Below are 24,094 nucleotides of genomic sequence, written 5' to 3'. Positions count from 1 at the left end.
GGGCCGTCTGTCAGTTGCAATAGGTCGTTCCACCTATCTGGTTGCAGGTCGTCGTGCCGCCGTGACCATCGTTGATGTACGTGGTACCTCCGATCTGATTCATTGTTGACCCATCGCTACCGTAAGTCGTTCCACCAATCGAGTTGTAACTTGTGCTATTCCCATTCCCATCATTGACGTACGTTGTTCCGCCAATGCTGTTCATGGTTGACCCGTCACTACCATAGGTAGTGCCTCCTATCTGGTTGTATGACGTTCCATCGCTACTGTAAGTGGTTCCGCCGATCTGGTTATACGTCGTCGAGCCCAGTGAGGAGAACGATACAGCCGCCAGTAAAACTAAAATTACTTTCTTCATTTTAATTGCCTATAGCTTTTTGCAAGTCCGGCGCGTCTCCAGGGGTAGTGTCGCCCGGTCTCCACCAGTAGGTTTGATTGAAGTTCTTTTTGGAACGCTGCTCGACCTTGCGCAGATATCCAGGGGAGAAGTATTCCTGCATCTGATTAAAGATCATATGGTCAAGCGCAGCTTTAGCGTACCAAAGATTGGCGCCGGGTATTAGCCCCTTACCTAACTTAACAAGGTCGCCTCCTGTCTGCTCTGGTTTCCCTTCCACAGCGTTTAGCGGGATGCCCTGGCCCAGCTTAACCACATCATCAATAAGCCCCGCCACCGGCCCAAGCATGGACGCCAGCGCGCCGCCGCCGTAGCGAGTGTGATCCGACAAGAGGAAATCGCCGTACAGACCAAGCCCACCGCCTTTAAGCAACGCGCCTAGCCAGAACTTACCGGCATCCTCTCCTGCCATAGCGCGAGGGTTGCGGCCTGATGCCATATCATTCAGCTGCTGCGACAGCGCACCAAGCATCGTGGTGCTGGCGATGAATGCGGCGATATAAGCTGCGCGGCCACCCGCTGACGGCATACCCATCGCGCGCGCGTAGTGGCGCATGACCACGGAGATCGGAAACGACTTGAACAGGAATACGCTGCGCGTCAGCTCGCCCTTCCACGTGCCGCGCTGTAACCCGCCACCGGTTACCATCTGCTCGCGTGCGCCTGGGGTGATCACCGCCATATCCACTTCTTCCGCCACCGCGCCAAGTAGACGGCGCATCGCATTAAATTTCACGCGTTCCGGCACGCCGAGGTGCGCGACCTGAGAATCAGGAATGCGCATGATACTTTCCGGCGTCAGCATCGTGTCATTGCCCTTGCCCCAGTCTTCGCGATCGGCAAGCTTCCACACGCTCCAGTCAGTATCTGTTACGCCTTTGCTTTTGATGATGCGGAAATCGTCCGGTGATAGCTGTGACATGTCACTATGGCGCTGCACTACTTCGCCCAGGGTGCCCATCATCGTGACGCCATATGCGCGCTTGTGTGCGTCAGACCACGCTGTCAGGCCGCTGGCACGCATTACAGCCGTTGCTGCCCAGCGCGAGTGCGATGGCCCCATGTTATCCATAGCCCAGCGGTTAACGCTTCCCAGCAGAGACTCCATAGCAAGACCAGCTCGACGCGCGCGCGCCAGCTCGGTGCGGTTTGCCGGGTTCATGGCTTCCAGCTGATTCTGGAAAAGCCGGTTCATCGGGAGATTGGTGACTTTCGCTGAAAGGTACATGGTGCCGAGATCGGAGAAAGACGCCAGAAGCGCTGAACCCAGGCGGCTCGCCACCATCCAGTTGCGGATATTGTCAGACCAGCGAGCGATGTGAGGATTGGCGATCGGCTGCGTTTTACCTGCAATGAAGTTGTACAGGTTCTCTGTGCTGTTGGATAGCCGCTTAACACGGCCGGTTCTTTCGGGATTGGCTTTGGCAGATTCAGCCGTGAACTCATCCAGCATTGAACGGAACACGTGATCCGGGTTCGGTCCATAGGTTTCAACCAACGCGATGTCTTTGCTGATGCCTTCCAGGTGACCAACCATTACTTCCCATAGTGAACGATCGCCGTATTGCTTCTGATACTCGAGGTATGCGTCACCGTCTTTAAAGTGAATCTGGCGCGATGCATTGCCGCGGTTAGCACGCGAACCTGACAGGCGCATGCCGGTATCGCTAAGCTTGTTCAGCCCGCCCGTGGCAATCGTCGTATATGCCTCGCCGAGGAATGCCATTACTTCGGCATCATTCATCATCTCGCCGTTTTCTTTGACGTAATACTTGCGATCAAGCTTGCCGATCACATCACTCGCCCACTGCTCCTGCGTTACGCGTCCGACCTTCTCCATTGAATGGTGTTGCGGCACGCCCCAGTTTTCCAGAAAACCAACATCGCCACCCGCATCATTAAAGCGCCGGCGCAGCAGCTCGGTTACATCGGCCCACGCCTTTGCACCTTTTTTCGCTTTAACGTTGCCAGTGTCCTGACCACGGATTTCATAGACCAGATCGCGCACACCAGCTTCATCTTCGAAGAGATGGAAAAAGCGCGGATCCACCGCTTCAAACGCTTCCTGAATTCGGCTCAGCGCATAATCACGGGTAGCCTTGCCGCGAGATTCCACAGACAGAAAGTTTGATCTGCCGTCAGCATGGAACGCAATTGTGCGGTTCAGCGCTTCAAGCTTTCCATCCCTGCCCTGATAGGCGTTAACGAAATCATCCAGGCGCTTGCGGGCAGCAATAGTCAGCGCTACGCGGCGCTTCTTCAGCGCGGCTTCCTGCAGTATCTCATCTGCAGCTTTCTGTCCGGACAGGCGCAGGCGCTCCGCATCGGTCATGTTTCGCCATGACGCCGGATCGTCACGGGCAATCGTGCGCATATTGCGGTAGATGCGGTCTTCGATATTCTGAACTTCCTGCGCTGTCAGCTTACGGCTGGCGGCTTTCTGCACGGCGTTGATACATTCCTGACGCATTCTTATCCCCTCAAGAAACAGTTAACGGCAACATCGTAAAGGCTGGCATCCTGCGCCGCCTGCTCACTTTCGCGGTTGGCTTCATCAAGCAATTCACGCGCGCTGCGCACCTGCGCATTTCCATCCGCATCAATGACGGTGATGTTCATATCCGGTGATGTTGCCAGGGTTTCTTCTGCATAGCGATAGTCAGGATCCTCTGCGCGTGCACCAGGTTCTGATGCATTACGCTGCGATGGCGCCGGTGCTGAGCGAGAGTTCTCCGCCAGTGGTGCTGTCTGAGCGGGTGAAGGTTCAGCACGATTAACATCAGGTGTGCGGTAATACGATAATGCCTGGGCATCGAGTTCAGCAGCTGCCTGTTCGCGTCGTGCCAACTCTGCCCGCGCTTCAAAGAAAGTGCCGCCGGGTTCATGTTCTGCCAGGGTATTGCGCGCATCGGTAAGGCGAGAGGTTGAATATTCGATGCGCTGATCAACATCACGCAGCCTCGCTTGTTTGTCAGCGCGTGCGCGCGACAAGTCTCTGCCACTTCCTGCCGGTTGCTCGCTGAGAATAGCGGCGCGCTCTGCATTCATGTTTTCCAGCAGGCGCTCACTGTTGGCAACTTCCGATTCCCACACCTTCCGATCGCCACGTGAAAGCATCTGTGAAGCCTGATCTTCAAGCATGCGGGTTTCAGCCAGGCGCGCCGTTGAGCCTTCATCAGCGCCCATCAACGCCTCATTAATCGACTGCGTGATTAAGTTACGGCGTCCGAGTATCTCATTGAATGATGCATCAGCGGTGATACTCGCCACATCCACCGGTTGCCCCTGACTCAGATCCCGCATTGCCTTCTGCAGCGCCTGAGCATGTGCATTACGTGAAAGCACGTTAACCGGTACGCCGGGAGCAATATCAACTTCAGCATGCTGAGCCGCATTCATGGACAGCGCCGCGTCAACATCGCCACGCGAGAACTCCGGAGCCGCCACCGATTCGCCGCGCGCGTTAATGAACCGGCCGATGCCGCCGAACGCGACGCCCATCACGGCATCAATCGCCAGCGCCTGACGGTCGAACACGTCGTACTGCGCCGCCATATCCTCATAGCCGCCCTTACGCAGCGTTGCCGCCGTGGTGCCGCGCAGCGCCATACCCATCGCAACGTTTGTACCCGCCGCATAAGCAACATCAGGAACGGCACGAGCGGTAGCAGCCGCGACATTACGCAGCGTGCTCTCGCCTGTTCTGGCAAGCTGCGCGCCGATACCTTCACTCAGCGCACCGCCAGCACGCAGGCCGATGCTCATTGGCAACAGCGTGCCAACCCCGGCGGTAATGCCGTGCGCCAGCGCCACTTCCTGCGCTGTCGATACATCAACGCCGTCAGCCCGGAGGCGTTCAAACTCAGAGAAACCCTGCAGCCCGCTGACCACTGCTGCGCCGCCGACTGGACCGCCCAGCAATGTGCCAGCCACCGCCTGCGAACCCATATCAAACAGCCCATAGAGGATCTGCCCAGCGGTGCCGGTAGTGCCCGCGTCGGGTGTCAGGCGTCGAACCTGCTGTTCAGCAAGCTTGCGCTGGTTTGCCGCGAAGTCGGCTGATGTGTCTTTCACGCCAAAGGTGTCGCTGACAAACTTAGCCGCCGGGCTAATAGCGGTGTCGATCGCCCCCCATAAAGCTTGATCAGGTTTTGCTACGAGACCCGAGTAAATTCCCGCGCCAGCAGCGCCAAACATGTTGTCGAGCATGCCAACATCATTACTGCCCATGCGGACCGGGTTAGACGCGGCCGTGTCCATCAACTGGTTCTGGTTCGAGGTGTTCAGTCCGAAATAACTCATTGTGGAATGTCTCCGCTGAACCGCTGACGCTTACGCTGCAGATCCAGAATCACCGGCTGCCCGGTGTTGTCCTGTAAATATCCTGCGCCCAGTTTGATCAGGTATTGGCTGTCGCCGTAGCTCTGCAAACCGTACTGGCCCGGTGGTGCTTTAATGCCGGCGCCGGTTACCTGGTCTTTCCACGCAGCATCAACAGCGCCATCAAACTCCGTTTCGCCCATGCCCCACGGAAGCATCACGCTGCCCTGCCCGTTGTAGTCATAGATTCCGCCGGTAGAAACGGCCATCGCCTGCTTAAAGCGGCTTGTGTCGTATTCGCCAGTGATATCGCCTTTGCGCTGGCTCAGGCCTGCGTAATAGTCGAGAGCGGTCTGATATGCCATCTCCGCGCCCTGCGCATCGCCTGCGAAAGCGTCACCCACGTAGCTGGCGAAGTCGGCGCGCATTTCAGTGTCTTTCGGCATTGGCAAACCTTTTACCGCCTGCTCCCCTTTAACCTTTTCACCCTTACGCGCTTTGTTGCCCTCAAGGATCGTCATTGCTGCATCAGAAGGATTCACATTCACGTCAGAGGAAAGCAGGTTTTTCTGCGCGGTGATTGCGCCTGGCTTATCCATAATTATGCCCGCCACCGCAGCGGTAGGCGCTGATTCGCTAACCTGCTGCAACGCAGCCATGTAGGTTCGCTTGTCGCCAATGCTCTGACGCATGGTGTCAAGGTATGCCACCTGCTGGCTGATCGGCGCCTCTTTGAAAATCTGCCCAAGCTGCGCGGCCTCTTCTTTGCTGAAAACCTTTAGCGGCGTGCCGTACTGCTGCGAGATTTGCGGCATCATGTTAGCGCGCTGTGCCAGCCCGGCGCCAAACTGCTGGACGTTACCAACAGAAACCGGATCAAGTATCTGCTGCTGCTGGGCATAGTTTACCGGGTCGGCCTGCCGCGCTTTATTCACATAGTCCACCGCCTGCGTCAGTGAATCGTAACGGCTGGCAGCTGCTGCATATCCTTCGCCCGGAACGGGTTGACGATCCTGCAGCAAAGCCTGCTGTGATGAGAACGGCAAATTCTGCACCGCGCCAATATCTGACCCAAGTTGCTGCGTATGGCGGAACTGGTCATAGTTCTTCATGCCATCGGAATAGCCATAAGCCTGAATGAACTCGGCCTGACCCGGTGCGTTTGGATATTCCTTGCCGCGCATGTAAGCGGCGGTGGCATCTTTCAGCACGCCTTCCAGTTGCCCGCGGTATTGCGCGCGCTGCTGGTTGCCGATCGCTTCAGCCTGACGCATGAACTTGCCCTGGTCTTCTGTGTTCAGCGCATCAAACGCGGACATCCCGGTCAGGCGCTTCATTGCGTCCTGCGCCGGAGGTAAAGAACTTACGCCCAGCGCAGCCTGCAGCCCTGATGAAATCTGCGCGTCAGTGTAATTACTCTGTCCATTCTCCTTTTTAATGATGGCTTTAGACAGGCTAGTTAGCGTGCTGATGTCGGTGAGATCAAGGCGCGTGTTTGGCGGAACGCCAAGAGCACCCGCAACATCCGCGATATATTTGTCGGTCTTGTTTTCGTTTGGCGGCGCCCAGCGGCTAATGATCTGCTCAACGGTGTTGTAACCCTGGCGATCATAGGAAAGCAGGTTGCGGCCCAGCGCGCGAATGCCGTGCTCAGGCGTGGCAAACTTCACGAAGTCGCCGTCATCGCCAGTCTGGCCTTCCCATTTAGAACCAGACATGCGGATGTTGCCGGGATTATTATTGCGAATGCCGCGCGCATCCCCGGTGCTGCCGCCGGCATCTACCGAAGGGACACGCATTGCGCCGCCCACGTCCGCCGGTTCGCCGTTCTGCTGGATGAAATCCACATAGCTTGCGCCGATCTGATTCTCGACCGCCTGCCGCGCGGTAGCCTCTTTGAACTCAATTTTCTTGGCCTGAATCTGTTCCGTGCTCCAGCCATGCGCCGAACCGTATTCATCGATCTGGCTGAATATCTGCTTATTGGCAGCGACATATGCCTGATTGTCACTGTAGAGCGATGACGCCGATTTAATGCCGGTGTTAAGCGTTGCCTGAAACTGGTCGTTCTCATACTGCTGTGTCTGACCGATTTCATAGCGCAGCGCCTGACGCTTATATCCCATGCCCATCTCGTTGATCTGCGCCATGAATTGCGGGCGCATGCCTTCCGGGATCTGCTGTGATAGCTCATCGGCTTTACTCCGCAGACTGGCGAGCATTGGCTCAGCCTGACCAATCGCATTCTTGCCGGTCTTCGTCATCAGACCGGTGTCAGTATTATTGAACTGGTCATCGGCGAAAGCCTGGAATTGCTGCATGGCTTCCTGCTGCTTAGCAACGTTAGCTCTCTGGATGCTCTCACCGAGAAGACCCGCAACCTTGTTGCCGATTTCACCGATTGCTCCACCGAAGTTAAGCGGGGTCGTCTGCACATTAACCTGCGGCGCCGGTAATCCCTGATCTGAGGTCTGGCGCTGGTTATACGTAGGAACTGTTGGCATTCATCGATCCTCAGAATGTGTAGCTGTTGCTGCCATAGCGCGAATTTTGCAGGCTGCCGAAAGCGTTCGAATTATTGCTGGCTGCACCCCCACCGCTTGACGCCATCATGCTGCTACCGCCTGCGCTGCTGTAAGCACCGAACGCGCTGATTGCACCATTGAGCAGCGTTAAACCGGCCTGCTGGTTGCCAAAGGACGTGAAGGCAGATGCCTGTGATCTGTTGCCTGCAGCCTGCGCCTGCAAACCATAAGCCTGACGCTGCGCATTGTTCACATTGGTCAGGGCATCAAGCTCGCCCTGCTGCGCTGTATCAGCAAAAATATCCACCGCCGTGCCGCCACCCAGGTCGATGCCATTAGTTGCCAGCGTGGCCGCCTGCGTTCCCTGTAATTGTCGCGCCCGTGCGCGTGCCTGCGCCGCCTGTTCGTTGCCAGCGTTGACTGCTGCGTCGGCTGATTTCTCCTGCACGTCAGCGTTATATTCCGCCAGGCGTGACTGATATTTAGAGTTCTGTCGCTGGCTGTAAGCAGACGCGGCCGCCGCCGCAAGCATGGCTACACCAACTGCAACTGGTCCGCACATTATTTTTTCTCCATGGTGAAGCGATGAAACGGGATGCTGTTCGGGCCTACGGGTGCAGGTTCATCGAGTTTGAACCCCATCCAGTGCAGCCACTGCTTGGCGGCTACGTTGCGGGAATCAACATAGTTTTCGAGGCGTGGATAGGTTTCGAGAATGCCGCGCAGCAGCGGGCGACTGTGCCGGATGAAGGCGCGGGAATATTTATCCAGGCGATCGGATGCAACCAGCCAGGGGGTGCCGTAGCCAGTCAGTATGCTGGCAGGCGTTACACCGAAGATGCTTACTACTTCGTCATTCGCAAGACCTGCCCAGCAGCCGGTCGAATAGCGCAAGCCGTAATCAAGCACCTGCTCTGGAGACAACCCCCAGCCTGATTCGAACTCAGCAATATCTGCCTGGCGGATGTGTGGCAACAACTCGGCGACATGCTCTGGTGTTGCTGGAATAACCTGAACCTTTGGCATCAGCGGCCTCCTACGGTGACGGACGGGATAACGGCCAACACTGACAGAGGTAAAGGATCTGTCTGGCGGATATAGACGCGACCGCCTTTACTCCAGTTCGCATCAATTGCCAGATCGATAACGCCGGTGGCGTCTTCTACGTGCTGATCATAAAACTCAAACTCCCGCTGTGGATATTCAAAGAGTCGCTGCCCATCGGTACCGGCAAAAACGCCGCGGCTGGCGTTCACCACCAGGCTAACCTGCGAGATGATCATTTTTTTATCCAGCAGCGTTTCCTGATTGTTGATGTTGATATCGAGCGTTTCGAACTCGGCAGTGATTGGCAGGCCAACATGCACAACGGATCCGGGAGTATCGAGCGTGATTGAACCGCCGGTGACCACTTTCTGAGGTTCAACATTTCCATCGGAAAGCACGTTCAGTGTCTTCCCCTCAAGGTGTGCAAGCCCGCTGAATTTTGCGCGAGCTAATGACCAGTTCGAAGTGGCCACGCTCTGCAATGCCAGCGGCACATCACGGTTTGGCTGCACGCTGACAGCGTTGCCACTGACGTAGCTAAGAATCTGCAGGCGCAGTGTCTTATCAATGATCGCTCCGTCTTCGGTTTCGGTGTATGGCAGATGCACGGCATCGCCCACGCTAGCGGCAGTGAATAGCGCCGCGCCCGACACTGTCAGCGTCATAGGGGTTGTCCACTTCCAGTCTCCGGTGCTGGATAGTGTCATGGTGCGCGCTGTATCAGCGTTGCGTCCGTCATAACTCAGCCCGCAATCAACAAAGAAAGCGTCCTGATCGTCGTTAAACTGGCGGCTGTTGAGGCGTTCGATGTAGCGCTTCGTCACACCGTTGACAGTGCGCTGCACGCTGAAATACACGCCGTCTTCAGTGCCTTCGCTGATGCTGCAGGTCGATTCGAACTTGCCATCTGAGGGCTGCGGCGCCCAGGCAAACACCTGCTGATCACGCAAATAAGTCAGGCATAGCAACATTCCGTCATTACGGATTGCCCAGGCGGCTGAGTACGGCACCACCGTAAACGACCAGTCCACCAGTTGATAACCCTGAAACAGGTGGTTTGACAGCACGGTCAGATCGCTACCCTGATACCCATCAACGTCAAACGAATAGGCAAGGTCGCGAACCACGCTGCCCTTGTCCTGGATGAATAGCGCAATATTGCTCACGATGATTGGTGGCGTAGAGCTGGCACCATCAGCACCCTGCGAGCTAAACGAGAATGACGCTGGTGTCAGCACCTTATTCTGATCGCCGGTAACCTGAAACTGTCCGCCGGATGTCAGCGCCATTAGTGAACCGACATCAATCAGATGTCGAATCTCATTCACCTGCCGGCCTGCATAGGTGTAGATGATGCGATCGTCATCGGTGACCGGACTGTTTTTACCAAAGTCTTTGTAGTCACCCGAGCGACTGCACCACACCGTCTGAGGAAACGCTTTAGACGCGGCGAAGATTAGACGCTGCTGATAATAAACGACCGTTCCGGGATAGCCGTTCACGCTGTTCCATGCGTAACGCGCCCACTTGTATGACGCCTTGGTGCTGCCCACGGAATTGGATGGGATGCGGGAAATTACCGTGGCGGTGGCGCTCAGTCCATTACCTGCAACAGCAGTGATGCGGCAGATGCCAAACCCTGAATGCAGGTATTCCCACTGAATGCCGGTGTCATCATCTCCTGTTCCACCCCACCCATCCCACGCCATACCTTCGGTATGAGATGGTCGTAGCGTGCCAGTTTTGCCAGCCGTGTTAGCACGGTAGTAGCTGCTGTCTGCTCGCCTCACATCGTTAATAGCGGTGGTTTTGCTGGTCTCCCATACAGGCACCGAGTCAACAGCTGGCTGCTCAAGATAGAAAAGCTTGCCCACCTGCTCAGCACCGAAGATAGCGCTACTGGCCGTCAGGGTAATCGTTCCCGTTTCACCGCTCGCGTAAACCGTTTTGGTATCATCAATGTTGATATCTTCGAAAGGCCCGCTCTTGGTCACCACCTCGACGATCGCCCAATTGTCATGCGCGAAACGCTGCAGTTCCCGCGGAGCATACGATGGGTGACAAATAGTCATCACGTCAGCTGACTGCGTGAATTTCAGGTTAAACAGGTCTGCTTCCTGATAGGGCGTTGCCAGCTCATATACAACATTGCTGCTGGTCAGCACCTGCCCGCCGTCTTTATAGACGCGCATGTACAGGTGCCCGAACTCGAGCGCGTAGGTCTGCACCGTCGAGAACTGGAAAGGGATCAGGCGACACTTACGGTTTGGATATTTGGCCTCGGCAATGAAGCGTGTGCCCGGGCGGTTCTCAATGCCGCCATACTGGCGCACGATAAAATTACGGCAGCGGCGTAGCGCCACTGAATACTTGGCGAGGTCAACGCGACCGTATACGTTTGGAGAAATCTCACCGCCGGCGAACGACGGCTGAATCAGGCTGTTAGCCATCAGCTCAACCTCGCGCTGGTAAATTCGCTTTCCGGCTCTACCGGTTCCTGGCTTTCATTCATCGAGTGGCTGCCCGCGCTGCGGATGATCTGCGCATACATGGTGAGTGCGTTCTGCACCAGCGTCGGCGCGGAGGCCAGCGGCATCCCGATTTCTGCGGCGAGCTTCCATGCAAGCGCGCTGCGGAACAGTGCATCAAACATGTTCGGATCCGTCACCTTCGCCACGTATTTCAGCCACGCATCACGCTGATCGGTGTAAATTAGGCGGCCGGTGCCATCACTGTCGCTGCCAACTTCATACTGGATTCGCATGCGCTCCGGTGCATTACGCATACCGGGCACCATAATTTCAATTATGCGCAGTCCATCAGTCGGATAACGATAGGCAAACTGCCAGTCTCCAGGCGCATCACCGGTATCTGCCAGCGCCACGCGCTTAGTGGCAAAATTCCAGTTGAAGTCAGACAGCACTTCTTCGCGCGCAGAGTCGTAATGCAGATCGCAAAGACCAGCCTCTTTACTCTGCTCGCTCAGGCTGTTGATGGTGCGACTGTTGCCGAGGCGGCTCAGCGCGATGTTGCAGATCTCGATGACGGAAGCCACAGTGATTCTCCTGAAAAAGAAGGGGCCAACCGGCCCCTTGCTTATCGCCGGTCAGAGACCGAGTTCTTTTCGCTTCTCAGCGATTTTCTCGCGGAGGGTTTCAGCTTTGGTGTTGTGATGCGGCTTATCGTTAAAGAGCGCTTCGTACTCTTCGCGGAGCTTGTCCAGATCGTCATCACCCGGATTGTCGACTTCACCTGGCTGCTGTGATGACGGGTTCGGCACAACGGCCTGCGCTGATTGCCCTTTGCCTTTGCTCTCTGCCTTCTTCTTCGCAGCTTTCGCTGCTTCGTTCAGTGGCTCCAGCGCGCTGCCCGGCTCACCGTCATATTCAACTTCTGAGCCTTCCGGCCACAGGTTGTTATTGATGTGAGAGAGGCGCAGAACGCGATACTTTGCGGTTTCCTGTGACATTTACGCGCCCCTTAACCAGTGATGCGTGAACGGATTGGATACGGTGAGTTGTTATCCACGTCCAGGTTAATGCCGGCGGTGAACGCACCAGCGGTCAGCGGGCCAGTACCAACGGCGTAATTCATGCGCAGATAGCGCTGAACACCCTGTGGTACTTTGGTGGAATACACGCGTTTACCCGCAGTCAGAGCAGACAGCGCCAGATCACCACTTGCGGTAAGCGTGGTCCATGAGCTGTTATCTGCACTCGTCTGCAGCTGGATGTTCACCGTGGCCGCACCTGCAGCGGTGGCTGTGGTGTTCACGTTGACGAACAGCTCCAGAGGATAACCAACGCCGATATCACGGCGGGTGCCGTCGATCGGACCGAGGTCGATAACATCAGTCGAAGCAGCAGTTGCGGTAACCGCCTGCGCTTCGGAGAACATCAACAGTTTGTCGAGGATCATCTTTGTTTCTCCATGCATGGGCCGTTGCCAGCCCACCAGTTAATGACAGGCGTTAAACAACGCGCGCTTCTGTTTCCAGAATTGCGTCAGTTTCACGGATTGGCACACCACGGAACGAAGTCCACCATTCGCCCTCAGTCTCTTTTACGCTCAGCGCCAACGATGCTTTGTCGAGCGACTGCAGATCCAGAGCCTGGCCAATGGTTCGGTTCATGTAGAACACAGGCTTACCCATGCCACGGTTAGGGATGCGATGCAGCGCTTTAACCATCAGGCTGACAATGTTTGCTGCAGCTGCTGGCGTTGACAGGTCGCTAACATCGATGTTTGCGATACGAACGACATAGCGCCAGTCGCGAAGAGTCAGGCCGTTATCCCATTTGTAATGGGTACGATAACCTTCATACGGGTTGTTGTTGGCGTCGCGCAGCGTCTGCTGGCCTTTGTCTTCCATGTTGAGACCAGCCTTCTGACCTTTCGGGAAGATGCCGTGAACAGTGTTCTCACCCCACACCACCAGCCAGATCGATGTGTTATCTGTGCCGGTGCCGCCTGCATCGATAATGTTCTGACCGTTGCCTGCGGTTTTGCTGGAGTAGCGAGAAGACAGGCCCATGAACTGCTGCGGGTTGACACTGGTGTCACCGTAGAACAGTGTCTGTGCCATCTGCTGGTTCATCGCTTCGATGAAAGCCCGATCCTCAGAAAGACGGAATTCAGCAGTATTGCCATTCAGATCCGCCAGGGATTTATCCACTTCCGCATAGCTTTCCAGCATGCCGATAGAGTCAGTAATCTGGACGGTGGTTGATTTGCTTGGTTGCACACCGTAGTTCAGTAGGCGCCATGTCGCGTTTGGCAAACCAGAGCGAACAGTCGTGCGGTGGCCAGTTGGCAGATTGCCTTCGACAATCAGCATGTCTTGCAGGATCGGGTTGGTCTGAGACAACAGCTCAGTAATCTTATCGATCTTGCCATTCGGATCTACGCGCTTACCCCAGTCAGCCAGCGTCAGCGCAGTTAAGCCTTTAACAGCCATGGTTTATTTCCTCAGTTTTTGCCATAAAGAACGTCGGCCGCCGAACGCTGGCCTTTCTCGTTTGACGTAACCAGGGTGTCCTCCGACATGGCCCGGCCTACGTTTACCATCAGGCGGATGAGCTCAGGGTGATTACCCAGGCCGCTCTCCTCCAGATAAGTGCGCAATTCAGGGTTGGCGAACTTGTCCATTGCCTGCTTTGCTTTTTCCAGGTTGGCCGGGAATTTCTCCCCACCAATCTCTTTGTCGTCTTTAGCTGCTACCGCCCATTCAGCGGTTTGCTTCTGCCAGCTCTCAGCCTGCTTGGCGATGAGCTTCGGCATTACTTCTTTGCCATACAGATCAACCAGCTTCTGCGCCTGCTCCTGATTCAGGTTCAGTTCGCGAGCGATTGGTTCGAAATGTTCCAGCGCTTCTTTGTCGAGCTCGCTGCCTTCGGGTGCCGCAAATTCATATTTCTCGGGCGCACCTTCTGGCTTCTTCTCATCCGGTTTCTTCTCACCGTCTGGCGCCTTCTCTTCGCCTGGCTTGCCTTCGCCTTCAGCATCAGGCTTGCTTTGTTCGCCTTCTGCGCCCGGCTGGTTTTCACCCTGTGCGCCATCGGTGGTCTGAGTCGTTGCTGATTGCTCTGCACCACCGGCTGCGCCGCCAGCATCACCGCCAGCAGGTGCCTCAGCAGAAGCAGCTTCTGACTGGTGGCGGATGAATAACTTGCGAAATAACGCGTTCATAAAACCTCTTTACACGATGGTTAAGTTGGTGAGCGCACCCGCTGCCACCGTGCTGGTGACCTTGCGATTTGTGGTGCCGATGGATAGCAAAGCGTTGTTCGTTACAGGCACGCTGTTCTGCACCTGTCCGTTGATAAGCGGCGCGACGGTCGCATCAAGTTTCAGCACCAGCGCACCGTTCACGATGGCAATTTTGTGCGTTCCCGATACGGCTGCACCGGCGCTGTTCTGCACGGTGATGGCATCGCCGTCGGTCATTAGCTTTTGATTCGCCGCCAGCACGGAGCTGTCACCCATCACCATTGCCTGGAAGAAGTCGTAGCCGCCCTGTGAGTTAGGCGAGTTACGGATCTGAACCACGCCGTAAGGCTGATATCCCTGCTTCAGCAGAGGCGGGATCATTGCTTCCAGCTCTGCAATTGAAGAGGTACGGACAAACTTGATATCGGTGTACGGCATCAGGATTTTTCCTCGTCTTCTTTGGCTTCTTTCGCCATGGTCATGTACAGATCAGGACAGTGCGCCATCACATCGGAGAACAGGCGAAGGCCTTCACTGCGGCGGCCTTCATTGAAATTGGTGGCGTTGTTGTCGCCAGTGAACGAGATGGAAAACACGCCGGCAGAATCCAGAAGTTTCCAGATAACACGGCGACCCTGTTGACTTCCCATCACGTGAATCAGGTCATCTCGGGTACGATCTGCCAGGTTCTTACGCTTCTGTTCGGCATCCTGCAGCGCCTTGTCATCGTCAAAATCGGTCATTGCTGCGCACCACCCGCCATAGCTGTCAGCGCGTTCTGCCCTTCGGTGCTGGTCTGGCTCAGGTCTTTAGCACCCTGCACCGCCATCTGCGCCATCTGCATTTGCTGCTGCTGTTGCACCTGTTCAGCGCGCTGCTTGCGGATCTGCGCGACCATTTCATCCGGAACAATCACGGTTGGAGATACGCCTGACATTTCAGAGAAGGCATCGATCGCCTGGTCAGCGTCGAGCTTGTCGAGTGCTTCGGGTTTGAACTGCGCCAGCTGGCCGATAAAGCCAACGGTTTGCGACAGGCTGGAAAGCCCAATGGATTTCTGTGCCTGCGCCATCACGGAGATGTATTCGATACGTAACGGCATGCCCTGCATTACTTCAGGCGCCGGCGGCAACATGCCTTTGCGCACCATGATGGAAAACGCGCGGTCAATCAGCGGATCAAGGAATTCATCATTCAGACGCTCGAGCACCGGGCCGAGCATCAGCAACTTCTCTTCGCGCAGCTCATTGACGGCTTCCACCGGCATGCTGCGGGTGTTGATGTTCTGCAGCATCAGGAACAGGTCGACGAAATAGGAGCTGCGGATAATCTCGCGCGTGTCCTGAATAGCGGCCATCAGCTCATTGGTTTGCGGGTTCACCTGGTAGAGCGGCTTTAATCCGTCCTGCCCGGACAGTTGATCGACGTAAGTGATTGAGCCAGGCAGCTGCGAAACACGCTGCGCTTTGAGCGAAGAAGGCCCGACCATCGGCGGGTTGGTGGCTTTGTCTATCAGCTGGTCGCGGCGCTTACCCTGAAGCTGCAGCGCTTTAACCTGACCAAGTGCAGTCATGCCAGGGCAGTTGCTGCCGTAGGCGTCCTCGCCGTTCACTTCCCAGCGCGGCGCCAGAACGGGGTGTTCGTCGTACCCAGATTCGCGGAGCACCTTGTCATCGCCAGCTTTCTCGAAATAAACGGATTTGAACCGCTTGTTCTTTGCGTCCAGCTTGCCGGTTTCGCGGTTAACGTTCGGGTAAATGGCGTGAATGACGTCGTGCCATGATTCGGTGTTCTGCGTTGTCCACTGGCCTTTAACGGTTTCGCTGACGGCATCAAGGCCGAACTGCTCCACCAGCTGGCGCGTGGTCATGCGGAATTCACGAAACACGGTGTCGATGCTCAGGCGTGAACTGTTCGAAACGTAATAGCTGCCTATCGGGAATGGGTACGTGCGGATTACGTCTTCGTCATCCTCGAGCACGGCCATTGCTGCGGTGCCATACGTGCCGATTTGCCCGTAAACAATGGGCAGCGACTGGTACAGATTCGACTTGTTGAACATGTCGTTCATGCGGTTCTGCACAGTCTCCAGCCACTGTTTGACCGGGCCGTAATCCATCATCTGCGGATCCGGCAGCGCCAGCTTGAACCACGGGCGCGCCGGGCTGGTGATGCCTGACATCATGCCACTGGCAAGCGTGCGCTCACCCAGCGTTGCCGTTGGGTCAACAATCTTGGTGTTGCGGCGGTCGTCGCGGTTGGCTTCGGAAACGAGAAAGCGACTGGAACGCGGACTGATGAAATCAGACAGGTCGCGCCAGTGCGATTCGAAAGAGGTTCTTTCCTGCTTCAGCAGCCCAAGCTGCTTGTTCAGTTTCTGTTTCAGTGTCTCGTTAGCCATGATCGCCCCGATACGTTGTTACTGGCCCAGCAGCGTTTTATTGCTGGTATTGGCCTGTGAGGTATCGCCCTGTGAACCAGTCAGCAGGGTTGAGGCACGACCGGCAGCAGCGCGGCGACGGCGTGTTTCGTCATCGCGCGCGTCAATGACGGCGCTGTCCTGCGCCTGTGGCGCGGCTTGTACTTCTGCGGCTGATGGGACGGAAGGTTTTGAACCCATGCACATGGCTGTAACTCCCTTGAAGAATTACCAAAATTAAACCATATGTGGGTTTTATTTACCAATAACTGAGAAAAAGATTTGACACGCGTTACCAATATGGTAATTATCAGGGCGTGAGGAGTGCTGACATGCGACCACAGCCCGGAGTACCGCAGCAGGATATTGGGCTTAAAAGTAAAGGCGGTGGATAAGCCGGGCATCATCCCGGCACGGTTTGATGTGGTGAATGCGGCTATGCGCTCGCGGAGAACTGGCATCAACGATTACACGATCGGTTGGTGCTCAAAGTCTAAAACCGCTCTGGAGGTTGTCAGTTCGGCCAGAGCACCGGGAGGCACCCGGCACTACTTCACATCGTTGATGGCATTCGTCGGGTGTTTTCGGACGCTTTAGAGACGATGAGTGTCATCACCGATGTACCTGTAGGACCGTTGCTGTGTTATTAGGCGGCTCAGATTTTACTCGCCAGTTTGCTGAGCCGCCCCTTTTTAGCTACAGACGGACGCCATTACGATGGTTTCTCTCTGTACCCAAAGAGGTGCAATCCTGATAGAGGTCTGGAATCTGTGTTGCCCGCGCCCTGCGGGCATTTTTTTATCTGGAGGTTTTATGTCTGACAAAGATATCGAGCAGGAGATTCAAGCCAAAGGCAAAACGGCACCGCGCGTTACGCCTGACCACATCCAGAGCGTCATTACCAGCGAGCATTACTTCACTGCAAATGATGGCGCCAATTTCGCATTCATTGAAGAGCAGCGGGAACCATCTGTGAAAATTCCGGAATGGCCTGAAGCATTGCACCTGCTTACCTTCTGCGTTTTGGTTCTGAAAAACGGCTTTACGGTAACCGGCGAAAGCGCCTGCGCCAGCCCGGAGAACTTCGACGCTGAGATCGGGCGCAAGATTGCCCGTGAAAATGCGGTGAATAAGATTTGGATGCTGGAAGGTTATCTGCTGAAACAACGCTTGAGCGAAGAATAACGCCGTGACATGTCACACTAAGCCCGCACATCGGCGGGCTTTTTGTTATCAGTCATACGGGTTGTAATCACAATCGCTGCGTCCCTGCTCCTGCCCCGGCGTGCCAAACTGCTTTTTCACCACCGGGAAGGCATACGTCAGAACATAGGCATCGGCGTTGTTTGGTGAGCGGCCCAGCGTCTCTTTGACTTCTTCCTTGTCCTGCAGCACCTTGCGGCTGTCCTTCAACCTGACTTTGTACTCCGGCGCTGACAGCTCGTCCGCCAGTTCCTGGCTGTCCAGCTGCGCGCCCTCTTTCAGCGCCTTCTTAGCTGAGTTGTACATCTCGCCGCGCTTGTTCGCCATCTCTGGATCTGTCGATCCGCCGCCGAACTGAATCAGCTGCCAGTTGCGGCCCCAGTTATCACCCACTGACTTCAGGCCCGTGCCATAGCCGTAATCGATGAACACCGCATCAGCTTTGTACTGGTCTTCGAAGTCAGCAACGGTTTTGGCAAACCACACATCATCGGTGGTGCGTGGGTACTCTCCCAGCTTCTTGCAGTGCAGCCCCTGCCGCAGATAGATAACAGCTGGGTCTTTGCCCTGATGGGATGGGTCAACGCCGATAACTGTGGCCGCGTGCGCTACCTGCGCCTCTGTAATAACGCGCCCCACGGCGGCATCGGTCAGGCCGGACGGGATAAACTGCGTTTCAGATGCAGACGGGAACTGACCGCGCACGCGAACTTTAACGAAGTCGCTATCCTCGCCGTAATCGTCCACCCACTTCTGCAGCTGCTCTTTGTTCGTGCCCTCTACGGTGCGGCTGTCGATCTGCTTTGTCTTCCAGCGGTGGCGCAGCTTGCGGAAACACTCGCGGAACCGGCCGGTGTTGCGCGTCGGGTTACCGAACGCAATCCAGATTATTTCTGTGTTCTCATCCGTCAGCGCACCCTCGGCAACTTCCCACACCAAATCGGCGATGTTTGATGCTTCGTCGAATACCAGGATGATGCGCTTGCGCTCGTTGTGCAGCCCTGCGAATGCCTCTGTGTTGTTCTCAGACCACGGAATAGCATCGGCGCGCCAGCTCTTATCCCTGCCGCTGTCGGTGCTGTACATCGCTGTGGCGGTCGGGTTGAACCAGTGGCTGTGAATCGCCAGGCGTGACCACTTGGTAATCTCTGGCCACGTTTTGGTACGCAGCTGGTTCTCGGTGTTGGCAGTCACGACAACCTTGCAGTCTTCGCAGGTCGCCATCCCCCAGTTAATCAGCATCGAGATAAACGCGGACTTGCCGATCCCGTGACCGGATGCGCGCGCCATCATCAGCGGTTGGTGTCGTGTCTCAGGGTTTTGCAGGTGCTCACCAATCTCTTTAAACGCTTCTGCCTGCCACTGCCGCGGACCTTTGGCGAAGGCCAGATCGGTACCCTCTTCACCCCATGGAAATGCATACTGCGCGTAACCGTACGGGTCGTGAGTGAACCGCGCGATGTCATCCACCAGCTGCATCTCCAGATCGACAGCGGCATTACTCATTGGCGTCATCCTGCGCCGCGCGCTTGCGTGCCGCTGCCAGGCGATCGGCCAGGCTGAAGTTCACATCCACTTCCACTTTGTCGCGGAACGCGGAAACGTCTACGTGCCGGCCAATCAGCTCCAGAATCTTCACCTTGTCCAGCAGCTTCACTTTTTTCAGCGTGGTGCGCACCTCGGTGCCGTCATCAATCTCCAGCACGTCGAAGGCGGACACGGACTTGCGCCAGACTTCCGGCCATTGCTTGATGGGCTTGATAGCGCCGTTCTCGTCGAGAATGTCTCCTACGTCAGCCTCGATCATCTCGGACAGCTTCAGCAGCACGGTATCGGCGTCAATCTTGGTGCGGCGGTTGCGTGCCTGGCGCATATCGGCAATGCGATCGAGGATGCGCTGATCGGCCATCAGTCGGCTTGCTGACTGCGCAGCAGTAGATTCGCTATAGCCTGCAGCAATGGCGCACGCGGTCTGGTCATCGGGGTTTTTGACGTACTCCTCGCAGTAGCGAACCATCTGCTCTGTGAGCTTTGTCTTGGGCTGGGGTCTCGGCACGTTCAGCACTCCTGAATAATTACCACGGCACCGGGGAATAGTTACCGTTTTGGTAATCATAACACGCAAAATAAAGCCGCCAAAAGGCGGCGGCATTAATCTCGCGGAGTAAATCTGTTCTGTGTGGCGCCGTAGTGGTCGTAAGCGAAGTTGAACGCCTCGTTCTCCGTATCGAACTGGCGATCGGTAAACTCGGTCCACTGCCCACGGTGGAATATCCGCGTGTCCCACTTGCCGTTTTTGCGCGGCCAGATGAGGTAAGCTCCGGCAACATCACGACTGCTGTATGGATCTGGCGCTCGCTCACCCCGATCCAGCATGTAGAACTTGTAACCTGCAGTTGAGAATGTGCGCATAAAAAAAGCCCCGAAACACTGTTTATGCGAACAGTATAACAGGGCTGTTTATTATCGTGACATGTCACAGCGTTAATTTGGTTTCATGCCATCCACGATTAGCCCAGCATGCTACCTCGCCTTTGCATGGGCAATCCTGCACCGGCAGCTGATCGCCACACTTGCCGCACTGGCGCTGGCTCAGTTCTTCCTGTTTTGCCAGCAGCTCGGCGTGATATTTGCGGATCATCAGCGACACCAGCTCTTCGCGGCTGTATGGCTCACGGCCCGGGCGGCGCGCGGTGCAATCATAATCGAGCATTGCCAGCTCCTGACTATCCAGAACCAGCTCCAGTTTCTGCTCACCGGCAGCGGCCTGACGTTCGCGCTGGTCCTTTTTGCGTTCTGCGGGTGACTTAGGCATCTGCTCCCCCAAATTTGATAATCAAATCGACTGGAAGCACAACAGGTATGCCACGCCTTAATCTATCCAAAATCATTGGTGAGTTGATGTCATATTTCGGTAATGCACAGTCAAAGCCGTTCAGATAAACATAGCGTGGCTTCATACTTGAACTGCGGCATATTGCGCACATGGGTATTTTGGGTATCGAACCGAACCCTGCGTAGAGAACCGGTCCACCGCAACCGTAGCAAACCTTCAACACCTTAATCATTTTTCCTCCGGCGGTGCTGGTTCATAGCCCAGCCCTTTATCGGTGAAAGTAATGATCACCTTTGTCGGATCGGCGCACTGTGGCTTCTCACCATGGCGGAACATCACGAAGCTGGTGCCATAAATTTCCGCCAAATGCTCAGCCTCTTTCACCCACTCTGCACCACCTGTGGCACATAAAGGCTCTATCTGTGCTGTGTGTGGTTCGTCATCTTCTCTTGGATACTCCGCGCGGCGCTGCAACCCCTCCAAAAGCATTCTTGTATGTATGCCCTTGCGGTAGGTAACGTTAGGCAGACGCACATCACATGGAAGTTCAGTGATTGAGTCAGGCAACTTCAAAACCGGGCTTGCAGGTTGGGTGAGTGCGGCAAGAGCCACCCTAGCCATATCCACCACCCAATCCAGATGGTCTTGCGGATTGGCGATAACGTCGCGGCAATGTGCTGCAAGTTGCTGGTTGTTAGTCATGATTTTTTAACTCCGCAATAGTGTCCGCACTGGGGTGACGATAATTGAGAAGTTCCTCCGGCATTGGCGCTAATTTCCCGTTTCTGTCGGTTGCACGAACCACGCACGACTCAACACCAAACGCCCCTGTGTCTATTGCATTCGTGTATTCGGTTAGAAGTGCAGCCATTTTTTCCTGCCATTCATTAGGCATTGCATGCATCCCGACTCTCGGCAAAACCAAAAACGCAGCTCGACTAAGCCCGAACCATAGCCATAACTTTTCCATCACTCACCCTCCACGCGCTTAAACTCAATGACCCACACCCACGGATTAGCCTGCCAGCTTTCTTCTCCGTAGATTGATTGCCAAAGTTCTTCCCATACCTGAAATCCATATGTGGCAGGTCGGAAGTCATAAAGGCCACAGCCAAACTCTTTGCAAATATCGCCTAGGGTAATGGAGTGCAACCGCTCCACACGAACGCCGGTAATCTCCAGCGTTATGCGGGAAGCCCAGCGCGGCATATGAAGGGAAGGCCGCCAGGGGAAATCGCGAGTTTCCCGATCCTCATTACCCCATGATGCTGCATATATGGGGTGCCAGTAGCTGTCTGACTCCTTGATGATGGACGGCATCCAGGTGCGCTCATCGACATTGCCATGCTCATCAGATGAATCATGGATTGCCTGCCACGTCTCACGCACCCACAGGCGATCACCTACTGCACCGAACGGGCAATTAATTGGTCGCTCACAGCCTTTGCTGTCAAATGAGCCTTCATTGAAAGTGTGCATTGGTCGCCACGAACCATCAGGCTGCTGGTGCAACTCAAATTGCGAGTCAGCGGTTCGCATGCTTGGTACGATGATCCGGCGCGTCTGCGTCTTTCTGCCTTCCAGAACTGCACGAACCATTTCGGCGTTAAAGATGATTGGACGCTCTTTCATGCTGCACCGCCTGAAGTTTTACGGTAATGACTGACCAAATTCGGATACTCACCACTTACTCGACGTTCGAGGTGACCGGTTTTTTCCAGCCGGTCAAGCCGATATTGAGCGCGATCAACTCGGCTGCTCCAGCGATCCATGAACGTGAACCAATCATTGTCAGGCATGGCTAAAAGAGCTTCACGATCAGAGGTTGTCAGGTCGTTAGCCATCACTCACCATCCTTACCGGCGCGGAGTTGTTCAGCGAACAACCGCGCATGACAGGCGGCCCAATCGTTTTGAATTGCCTGCATGGAATCAAGGTTTCGAGAATATTTCGCGCTGAGCTCAGCACGCTGCTCCGCGAACATCTCGACACCCTCAGCCCGCACCGCGTTGAGGATGGCGTCAGTGGCTGGGGTTTCAGGTTTGTTGATGCCGGCGCAGGTGTAGACGCCAATTCGCTTGCTCTCGATATAGCATTCGCCATCGATGTAATTTTTCAGCGCCACATTCTCTGCAGCCAAGACGTCAGAACACACAGTCATTACATCAAGGCGAATCGCAAGGTCAGAAACCAGTTTCGCTATCTCTGTAAGTGGCGCATCTGCGCCCTGAGCTTTAGCTAAAGCGTGACCAGCTGCCACGAGTTCTTTGTTAGTCATGCTGGTGGCCCTCAGTGAACGGTACGACTTGCGCTGTTAAGGCGCTCGGCAGCTGCCTGCGCTGCGATTGGGTTACTGATCACTGAGCCGTCAGGCATAATCCAGCCGGCTAAAATGATGCTGTAGGGCAGGGTGACGATGCCCACTACGATGTGATCATGCGGATGTTTCATTGTGCTCTCTCCACAGCTCATCAAAACGGTTGAGGAATTCCGCACGCGCTTGCTTAGGCGTCAGTGGGAAGATGGCGAAATCAGCTGGGGTAATACCCTCCAGGCATGGCCACACGGTGCCATCGTCCAGATCGAAGTCGCGGCGCTCGGTAGCCAGCATCACCATGTCAGCGTGCTTTACGCATTCAGACATGCGGACCGGAATGTTGAAGTTGTGGCGAACAGCCATCTCAACCCGGTGTTCAATCGCTTTGTAGTCGGGCAACATCGCCTTGAGTGGAGCCGCGATATCGTTGATATAAGCTTCAGCTGCGTCATGCATCAGTGCCTCGAAGGCGAACTTAGCCGGAACCAACCTGCTGCAAAGCACTGAGTGCTGAGCAACGCTATAGAACTGATCGAGGTGACCTGTGAAACGGCAGATATTCGACAATGCACAGGCAATATCTTCGATGCAGATAGCCTCACGAACCGGATCAACGAAGCTGAAGTGCTTCTGGCTGTTGGTGCAAATCCAAGTCATTAAATGACCTCCACGCTGTTTTTTGTTTGCACGAATCCCTTGCCATTGCTGGCAATAAATCATTGAGGGATTCGTTTAGTTGGCTGACAGGTTCTGCAAAACCTGTAGCCTCGTTACTCCACGTTGAAAGGTATTGCGGTGCCGGGTGCCTCCCGGTGCTCTGGACGAACTGGCAATAGCCAGAGCGGTATTAGACTTTCAGACTCAACCGATCGCGTTATCGTTTGGGCCAGTTCTCCACGAGCGCATAGCCGTATTCACCACAATGGTTGAGAGAGCTGCCCGACCGGATGGCATTACGGGTTAGCCGGTTCTCGCCTGTTGTTCAGCTCTCTCACCGTTGTGTGCTGACCTCCCAGCCAGCGCGGTTCGGGTAACTGCGCCACCACGCAGCTTACGAACTGGCAGACTTTTTCGGTGCTGCCCCCGTTTGTTGTGTTCACAGGCCTATACGATTCCCCGCCGTTCCATGGGGTCTTGTTGGCCATATTGGCGCTTAGCGCCGAACTGTTCCGTATTACCTGATCCCCCACAACGTTGAGAGCACTTAACGCCTCTGTGACGCGGCTCGGTGCGCCCGTCAAATGCTCTCAACGTTGTGAAAAAGTGGCGGTTAAACCGGTCGAACACTATCTTCCCTCTCCTGAAAGGTTGAAAGCCCCGG

At 55.5% G+C, this 24,094-nt stretch carries 27 protein-coding genes; 1 reads left to right on the top strand and 26 read right to left on the bottom strand.

Translation table 11 applies throughout. The features are described 5' to 3' along the window. Window positions 1–359: 359 nt before the first annotated feature. From PMI17_RS08485 to PMI17_RS08415, 15 genes are read right to left on the bottom strand one after another with little or no spacing between them, the layout of a single operon-like run. Complete coding sequence (locus tag PMI17_RS08485; RefSeq protein WP_007888253.1) at window positions 360–2,867, bottom strand: hypothetical protein; 2,508 nt, start codon at window positions 2,865–2,867, stop codon at window positions 360–362. A gap of 2 nt (window positions 2,868–2,869) precedes the next feature. After that, entirely contained in the window at window positions 2,870–4,699 is a 1,830-nt protein-coding gene (locus PMI17_RS08480) for a hypothetical protein (protein WP_007888250.1), read from the bottom strand. Beyond that, window positions 4,696–7,221: a hypothetical protein gene (locus PMI17_RS08475; RefSeq protein ID WP_007888249.1), complete on the bottom strand. Its 2,526-nt coding sequence runs from the start codon at window positions 7,219–7,221 to the stop codon at window positions 4,696–4,698. The genes PMI17_RS08480 and PMI17_RS08475 overlap by 4 nt, the downstream gene beginning before the upstream one ends. 10 nt (window positions 7,222–7,231) lie before the next feature. Continuing rightward, window positions 7,232–7,804 (bottom strand): hypothetical protein, encoded by a 573-nt coding sequence (locus PMI17_RS08470; protein ID WP_007888248.1) that lies wholly within the window; start codon window positions 7,802–7,804, stop codon window positions 7,232–7,234. Beyond that, window positions 7,804–8,268: a hypothetical protein gene (locus tag PMI17_RS08465; RefSeq protein ID WP_007888247.1), complete on the bottom strand. Its 465-nt coding sequence runs from the start codon at window positions 8,266–8,268 to the stop codon at window positions 7,804–7,806. The genes PMI17_RS08470 and PMI17_RS08465 overlap by 1 nt, the downstream gene beginning before the upstream one ends. Next, a complete protein-coding gene (locus PMI17_RS08460) occupies window positions 8,268–10,739 on the bottom strand; it encodes a hypothetical protein (RefSeq protein ID WP_007888246.1) in 2,472 nt (823 codons plus the stop codon). The genes PMI17_RS08465 and PMI17_RS08460 overlap by 1 nt, the downstream gene beginning before the upstream one ends. Next, on the bottom strand, window positions 10,739–11,344 hold the full coding sequence (locus PMI17_RS08455) for a hypothetical protein (RefSeq protein ID WP_007888245.1): 606 nt from the start codon (window positions 11,342–11,344) through the stop codon (window positions 10,739–10,741). Before PMI17_RS08455 ends, PMI17_RS08460 begins: the two co-directional genes overlap by 1 nt. Window positions 11,345–11,395: 51 nt before the next feature. Further along, window positions 11,396–11,758 carry a hypothetical protein gene (locus tag PMI17_RS08450; RefSeq protein WP_007888243.1) on the bottom strand — a complete coding sequence of 121 codons (363 nt, stop codon included), beginning with the start codon at window positions 11,756–11,758 and terminating at the stop codon, window positions 11,396–11,398. A gap of 11 nt (window positions 11,759–11,769) precedes the next feature. Then, entirely contained in the window at window positions 11,770–12,207 is a 438-nt protein-coding gene (locus tag PMI17_RS08445; protein WP_007888240.1) for a Bbp16 family capsid cement protein, read from the bottom strand. 52 nt (window positions 12,208–12,259) lie between these two features. Further along, the gene (locus tag PMI17_RS08440) at window positions 12,260–13,246 is read right to left on the bottom strand and encodes a major capsid protein (protein WP_007888238.1); all 987 of its coding nucleotides are present in this window, start codon (window positions 13,244–13,246) and stop codon (window positions 12,260–12,262) included. Between the two features lie 11 nt (window positions 13,247–13,257). Further along, window positions 13,258–13,977 carry a hypothetical protein gene (locus tag PMI17_RS08435; RefSeq protein WP_007888233.1) on the bottom strand — a complete coding sequence of 240 codons (720 nt, stop codon included), beginning with the start codon at window positions 13,975–13,977 and terminating at the stop codon, window positions 13,258–13,260. A gap of 9 nt (window positions 13,978–13,986) precedes the next feature. Then, on the bottom strand, window positions 13,987–14,436 hold the full coding sequence (locus PMI17_RS08430; protein ID WP_007888231.1) for a hypothetical protein: 450 nt from the start codon (window positions 14,434–14,436) through the stop codon (window positions 13,987–13,989). Continuing rightward, on the bottom strand, window positions 14,436–14,741 hold the full coding sequence (locus PMI17_RS08425; protein ID WP_007888229.1) for a hypothetical protein: 306 nt from the start codon (window positions 14,739–14,741) through the stop codon (window positions 14,436–14,438). Before PMI17_RS08425 ends, PMI17_RS08430 begins: the two co-directional genes overlap by 1 nt. Beyond that, a complete protein-coding gene (locus PMI17_RS08420; protein ID WP_007888225.1) occupies window positions 14,738–16,399 on the bottom strand; it encodes a portal protein in 1,662 nt (553 codons plus the stop codon). The genes PMI17_RS08425 and PMI17_RS08420 overlap by 4 nt, the downstream gene beginning before the upstream one ends. Before the next feature lie 18 nt (window positions 16,400–16,417). Beyond that, entirely contained in the window at window positions 16,418–16,624 is a 207-nt protein-coding gene (locus tag PMI17_RS08415) for a hypothetical protein (protein ID WP_007888215.1), read from the bottom strand. 606 nt (window positions 16,625–17,230) lie between these two features. Between PMI17_RS08415 and PMI17_RS08410 the strand changes: the two genes are divergently transcribed. Beyond that, a complete protein-coding gene (locus PMI17_RS08410; protein ID WP_007888212.1) occupies window positions 17,231–17,602 on the top strand; it encodes a Gp49 family protein in 372 nt (123 codons plus the stop codon). A 48-nt stretch (window positions 17,603–17,650) separates the two neighbouring features. Here PMI17_RS08410 and PMI17_RS08405 read toward each other — a convergent pair whose 3' ends face one another. The 11 genes from PMI17_RS08405 to PMI17_RS08350 form a co-directional block, all read right to left on the bottom strand. Next, window positions 17,651–19,126: a hypothetical protein gene (locus PMI17_RS08405; protein ID WP_007888209.1), complete on the bottom strand. Its 1,476-nt coding sequence runs from the start codon at window positions 19,124–19,126 to the stop codon at window positions 17,651–17,653. After that, window positions 19,119–19,637, bottom strand: coding sequence for a terminase small subunit (locus PMI17_RS08400; RefSeq protein WP_052013349.1), 519 nt, complete (start codon window positions 19,635–19,637; stop codon window positions 19,119–19,121). Before PMI17_RS08400 ends, PMI17_RS08405 begins: the two co-directional genes overlap by 8 nt. A 134-nt stretch (window positions 19,638–19,771) precedes the next feature. Next, window positions 19,772–20,032, bottom strand: coding sequence for a hypothetical protein (locus PMI17_RS08395; protein ID WP_007888204.1), 261 nt, complete (start codon window positions 20,030–20,032; stop codon window positions 19,772–19,774). A gap of 64 nt (window positions 20,033–20,096) precedes the next feature. After that, window positions 20,097–20,435: a hypothetical protein gene (locus PMI17_RS08390; RefSeq protein WP_007888201.1), complete on the bottom strand. Its 339-nt coding sequence runs from the start codon at window positions 20,433–20,435 to the stop codon at window positions 20,097–20,099. Window positions 20,436–20,684: 249 nt separating this feature from the next. After that, the gene (locus PMI17_RS08380) at window positions 20,685–21,158 is read right to left on the bottom strand and encodes a hypothetical protein (RefSeq protein WP_007888190.1); all 474 of its coding nucleotides are present in this window, start codon (window positions 21,156–21,158) and stop codon (window positions 20,685–20,687) included. Next, window positions 21,151–21,426 (bottom strand): hypothetical protein, encoded by a 276-nt coding sequence (locus tag PMI17_RS08375; RefSeq protein WP_007888188.1) that lies wholly within the window; start codon window positions 21,424–21,426, stop codon window positions 21,151–21,153. Before PMI17_RS08375 ends, PMI17_RS08380 begins: the two co-directional genes overlap by 8 nt. Beyond that, window positions 21,426–22,088 (bottom strand): hypothetical protein, encoded by a 663-nt coding sequence (locus tag PMI17_RS08370; protein ID WP_007888186.1) that lies wholly within the window; start codon window positions 22,086–22,088, stop codon window positions 21,426–21,428. Before PMI17_RS08370 ends, PMI17_RS08375 begins: the two co-directional genes overlap by 1 nt. Next, complete coding sequence (locus PMI17_RS08365) at window positions 22,085–22,300, bottom strand: hypothetical protein (RefSeq protein WP_007888183.1); 216 nt, start codon at window positions 22,298–22,300, stop codon at window positions 22,085–22,087. Before PMI17_RS08365 ends, PMI17_RS08370 begins: the two co-directional genes overlap by 4 nt. After that, window positions 22,300–22,734, bottom strand: coding sequence for a hypothetical protein (locus PMI17_RS08360; protein WP_007888181.1), 435 nt, complete (start codon window positions 22,732–22,734; stop codon window positions 22,300–22,302). Before PMI17_RS08360 ends, PMI17_RS08365 begins: the two co-directional genes overlap by 1 nt. Before the next feature lie 11 nt (window positions 22,735–22,745). Beyond that, window positions 22,746–22,907, bottom strand: a complete 162-nt coding sequence (locus PMI17_RS08355) for a DUF1317 family protein (protein ID WP_007888179.1) — start codon at window positions 22,905–22,907, stop codon at window positions 22,746–22,748. Beyond that, window positions 22,891–23,430 (bottom strand): hypothetical protein, encoded by a 540-nt coding sequence (locus PMI17_RS08350; protein WP_007888177.1) that lies wholly within the window; start codon window positions 23,428–23,430, stop codon window positions 22,891–22,893. Before PMI17_RS08350 ends, PMI17_RS08355 begins: the two co-directional genes overlap by 17 nt. Between the last annotated feature and the right edge of the window lie 664 nt (window positions 23,431–24,094).

The organism is Pantoea sp. GM01 (assembly GCF_000282675.1).
Lineage (GTDB): Bacteria > Pseudomonadota > Gammaproteobacteria > Enterobacterales > Enterobacteriaceae > Pantoea > Pantoea nemavictus.
The sequence above is the reverse complement of the archived record's forward strand: the minus strand, read 5'-3'. Positions and strand labels throughout refer to the sequence as shown.

Coding starts and splice junctions, on each gene's coding strand:
- PMI17_RS08485 (WP_007888253.1), bottom strand. CDS start 2,867: ATGCGTCAGGAATGTATCAACGCCGTGCAGAAAGCCGCCAGCCGTAAG.
- PMI17_RS08480 (WP_007888250.1), bottom strand. CDS start 4,699: ATGAGTTATTTCGGACTGAACACCTCGAACCAGAACCAGTTGATGGAC.
- PMI17_RS08475 (WP_007888249.1), bottom strand. CDS start 7,221: ATGCCAACAGTTCCTACGTATAACCAGCGCCAGACCTCAGATCAGGGA.
- PMI17_RS08470 (WP_007888248.1), bottom strand. CDS start 7,804: ATGTGCGGACCAGTTGCAGTTGGTGTAGCCATGCTTGCGGCGGCGGCC.
- PMI17_RS08465 (WP_007888247.1), bottom strand. CDS start 8,268: ATGCCAAAGGTTCAGGTTATTCCAGCAACACCAGAGCATGTCGCCGAG.
- PMI17_RS08460 (WP_007888246.1), bottom strand. CDS start 10,739: ATGGCTAACAGCCTGATTCAGCCGTCGTTCGCCGGCGGTGAGATTTCT.
- PMI17_RS08450 (WP_007888243.1), bottom strand. CDS start 11,758: ATGTCACAGGAAACCGCAAAGTATCGCGTTCTGCGCCTCTCTCACATC.
- PMI17_RS08445 (WP_007888240.1), bottom strand. CDS start 12,207: ATGATCCTCGACAAACTGTTGATGTTCTCCGAAGCGCAGGCGGTTACC.
- PMI17_RS08440 (WP_007888238.1), bottom strand. CDS start 13,246: ATGGCTGTTAAAGGCTTAACTGCGCTGACGCTGGCTGACTGGGGTAAG.
- PMI17_RS08435 (WP_007888233.1), bottom strand. CDS start 13,977: ATGAACGCGTTATTTCGCAAGTTATTCATCCGCCACCAGTCAGAAGCT.
- PMI17_RS08430 (WP_007888231.1), bottom strand. CDS start 14,436: ATGCCGTACACCGATATCAAGTTTGTCCGTACCTCTTCAATTGCAGAG.
- PMI17_RS08425 (WP_007888229.1), bottom strand. CDS start 14,741: ATGACCGATTTTGACGATGACAAGGCGCTGCAGGATGCCGAACAGAAG.
- PMI17_RS08420 (WP_007888225.1), bottom strand. CDS start 16,399: ATGGCTAACGAGACACTGAAACAGAAACTGAACAAGCAGCTTGGGCTG.
- PMI17_RS08415 (WP_007888215.1), bottom strand. CDS start 16,624: ATGTGCATGGGTTCAAAACCTTCCGTCCCATCAGCCGCAGAAGTACAA.
- PMI17_RS08410 (WP_007888212.1), top strand. CDS start 17,231: ATGTCTGACAAAGATATCGAGCAGGAGATTCAAGCCAAAGGCAAAACG.
- PMI17_RS08405 (WP_007888209.1), bottom strand. CDS start 19,126: ATGAGTAATGCCGCTGTCGATCTGGAGATGCAGCTGGTGGATGACATC.
- PMI17_RS08400 (WP_052013349.1), bottom strand. CDS start 19,637: ATGGTTCGCTACTGCGAGGAGTACGTCAAAAACCCCGATGACCAGACC.
- PMI17_RS08395 (WP_007888204.1), bottom strand. CDS start 20,032: ATGCGCACATTCTCAACTGCAGGTTACAAGTTCTACATGCTGGATCGG.
- PMI17_RS08390 (WP_007888201.1), bottom strand. CDS start 20,435: ATGCCTAAGTCACCCGCAGAACGCAAAAAGGACCAGCGCGAACGTCAG.
- PMI17_RS08380 (WP_007888190.1), bottom strand. CDS start 21,158: ATGACTAACAACCAGCAACTTGCAGCACATTGCCGCGACGTTATCGCC.
- PMI17_RS08375 (WP_007888188.1), bottom strand. CDS start 21,426: ATGGAAAAGTTATGGCTATGGTTCGGGCTTAGTCGAGCTGCGTTTTTG.
- PMI17_RS08370 (WP_007888186.1), bottom strand. CDS start 22,088: ATGAAAGAGCGTCCAATCATCTTTAACGCCGAAATGGTTCGTGCAGTT.
- PMI17_RS08365 (WP_007888183.1), bottom strand. CDS start 22,300: ATGGCTAACGACCTGACAACCTCTGATCGTGAAGCTCTTTTAGCCATG.
- PMI17_RS08360 (WP_007888181.1), bottom strand. CDS start 22,734: ATGACTAACAAAGAACTCGTGGCAGCTGGTCACGCTTTAGCTAAAGCT.
- PMI17_RS08355 (WP_007888179.1), bottom strand. CDS start 22,907: ATGAAACATCCGCATGATCACATCGTAGTGGGCATCGTCACCCTGCCC.
- PMI17_RS08350 (WP_007888177.1), bottom strand. CDS start 23,430: ATGACTTGGATTTGCACCAACAGCCAGAAGCACTTCAGCTTCGTTGAT.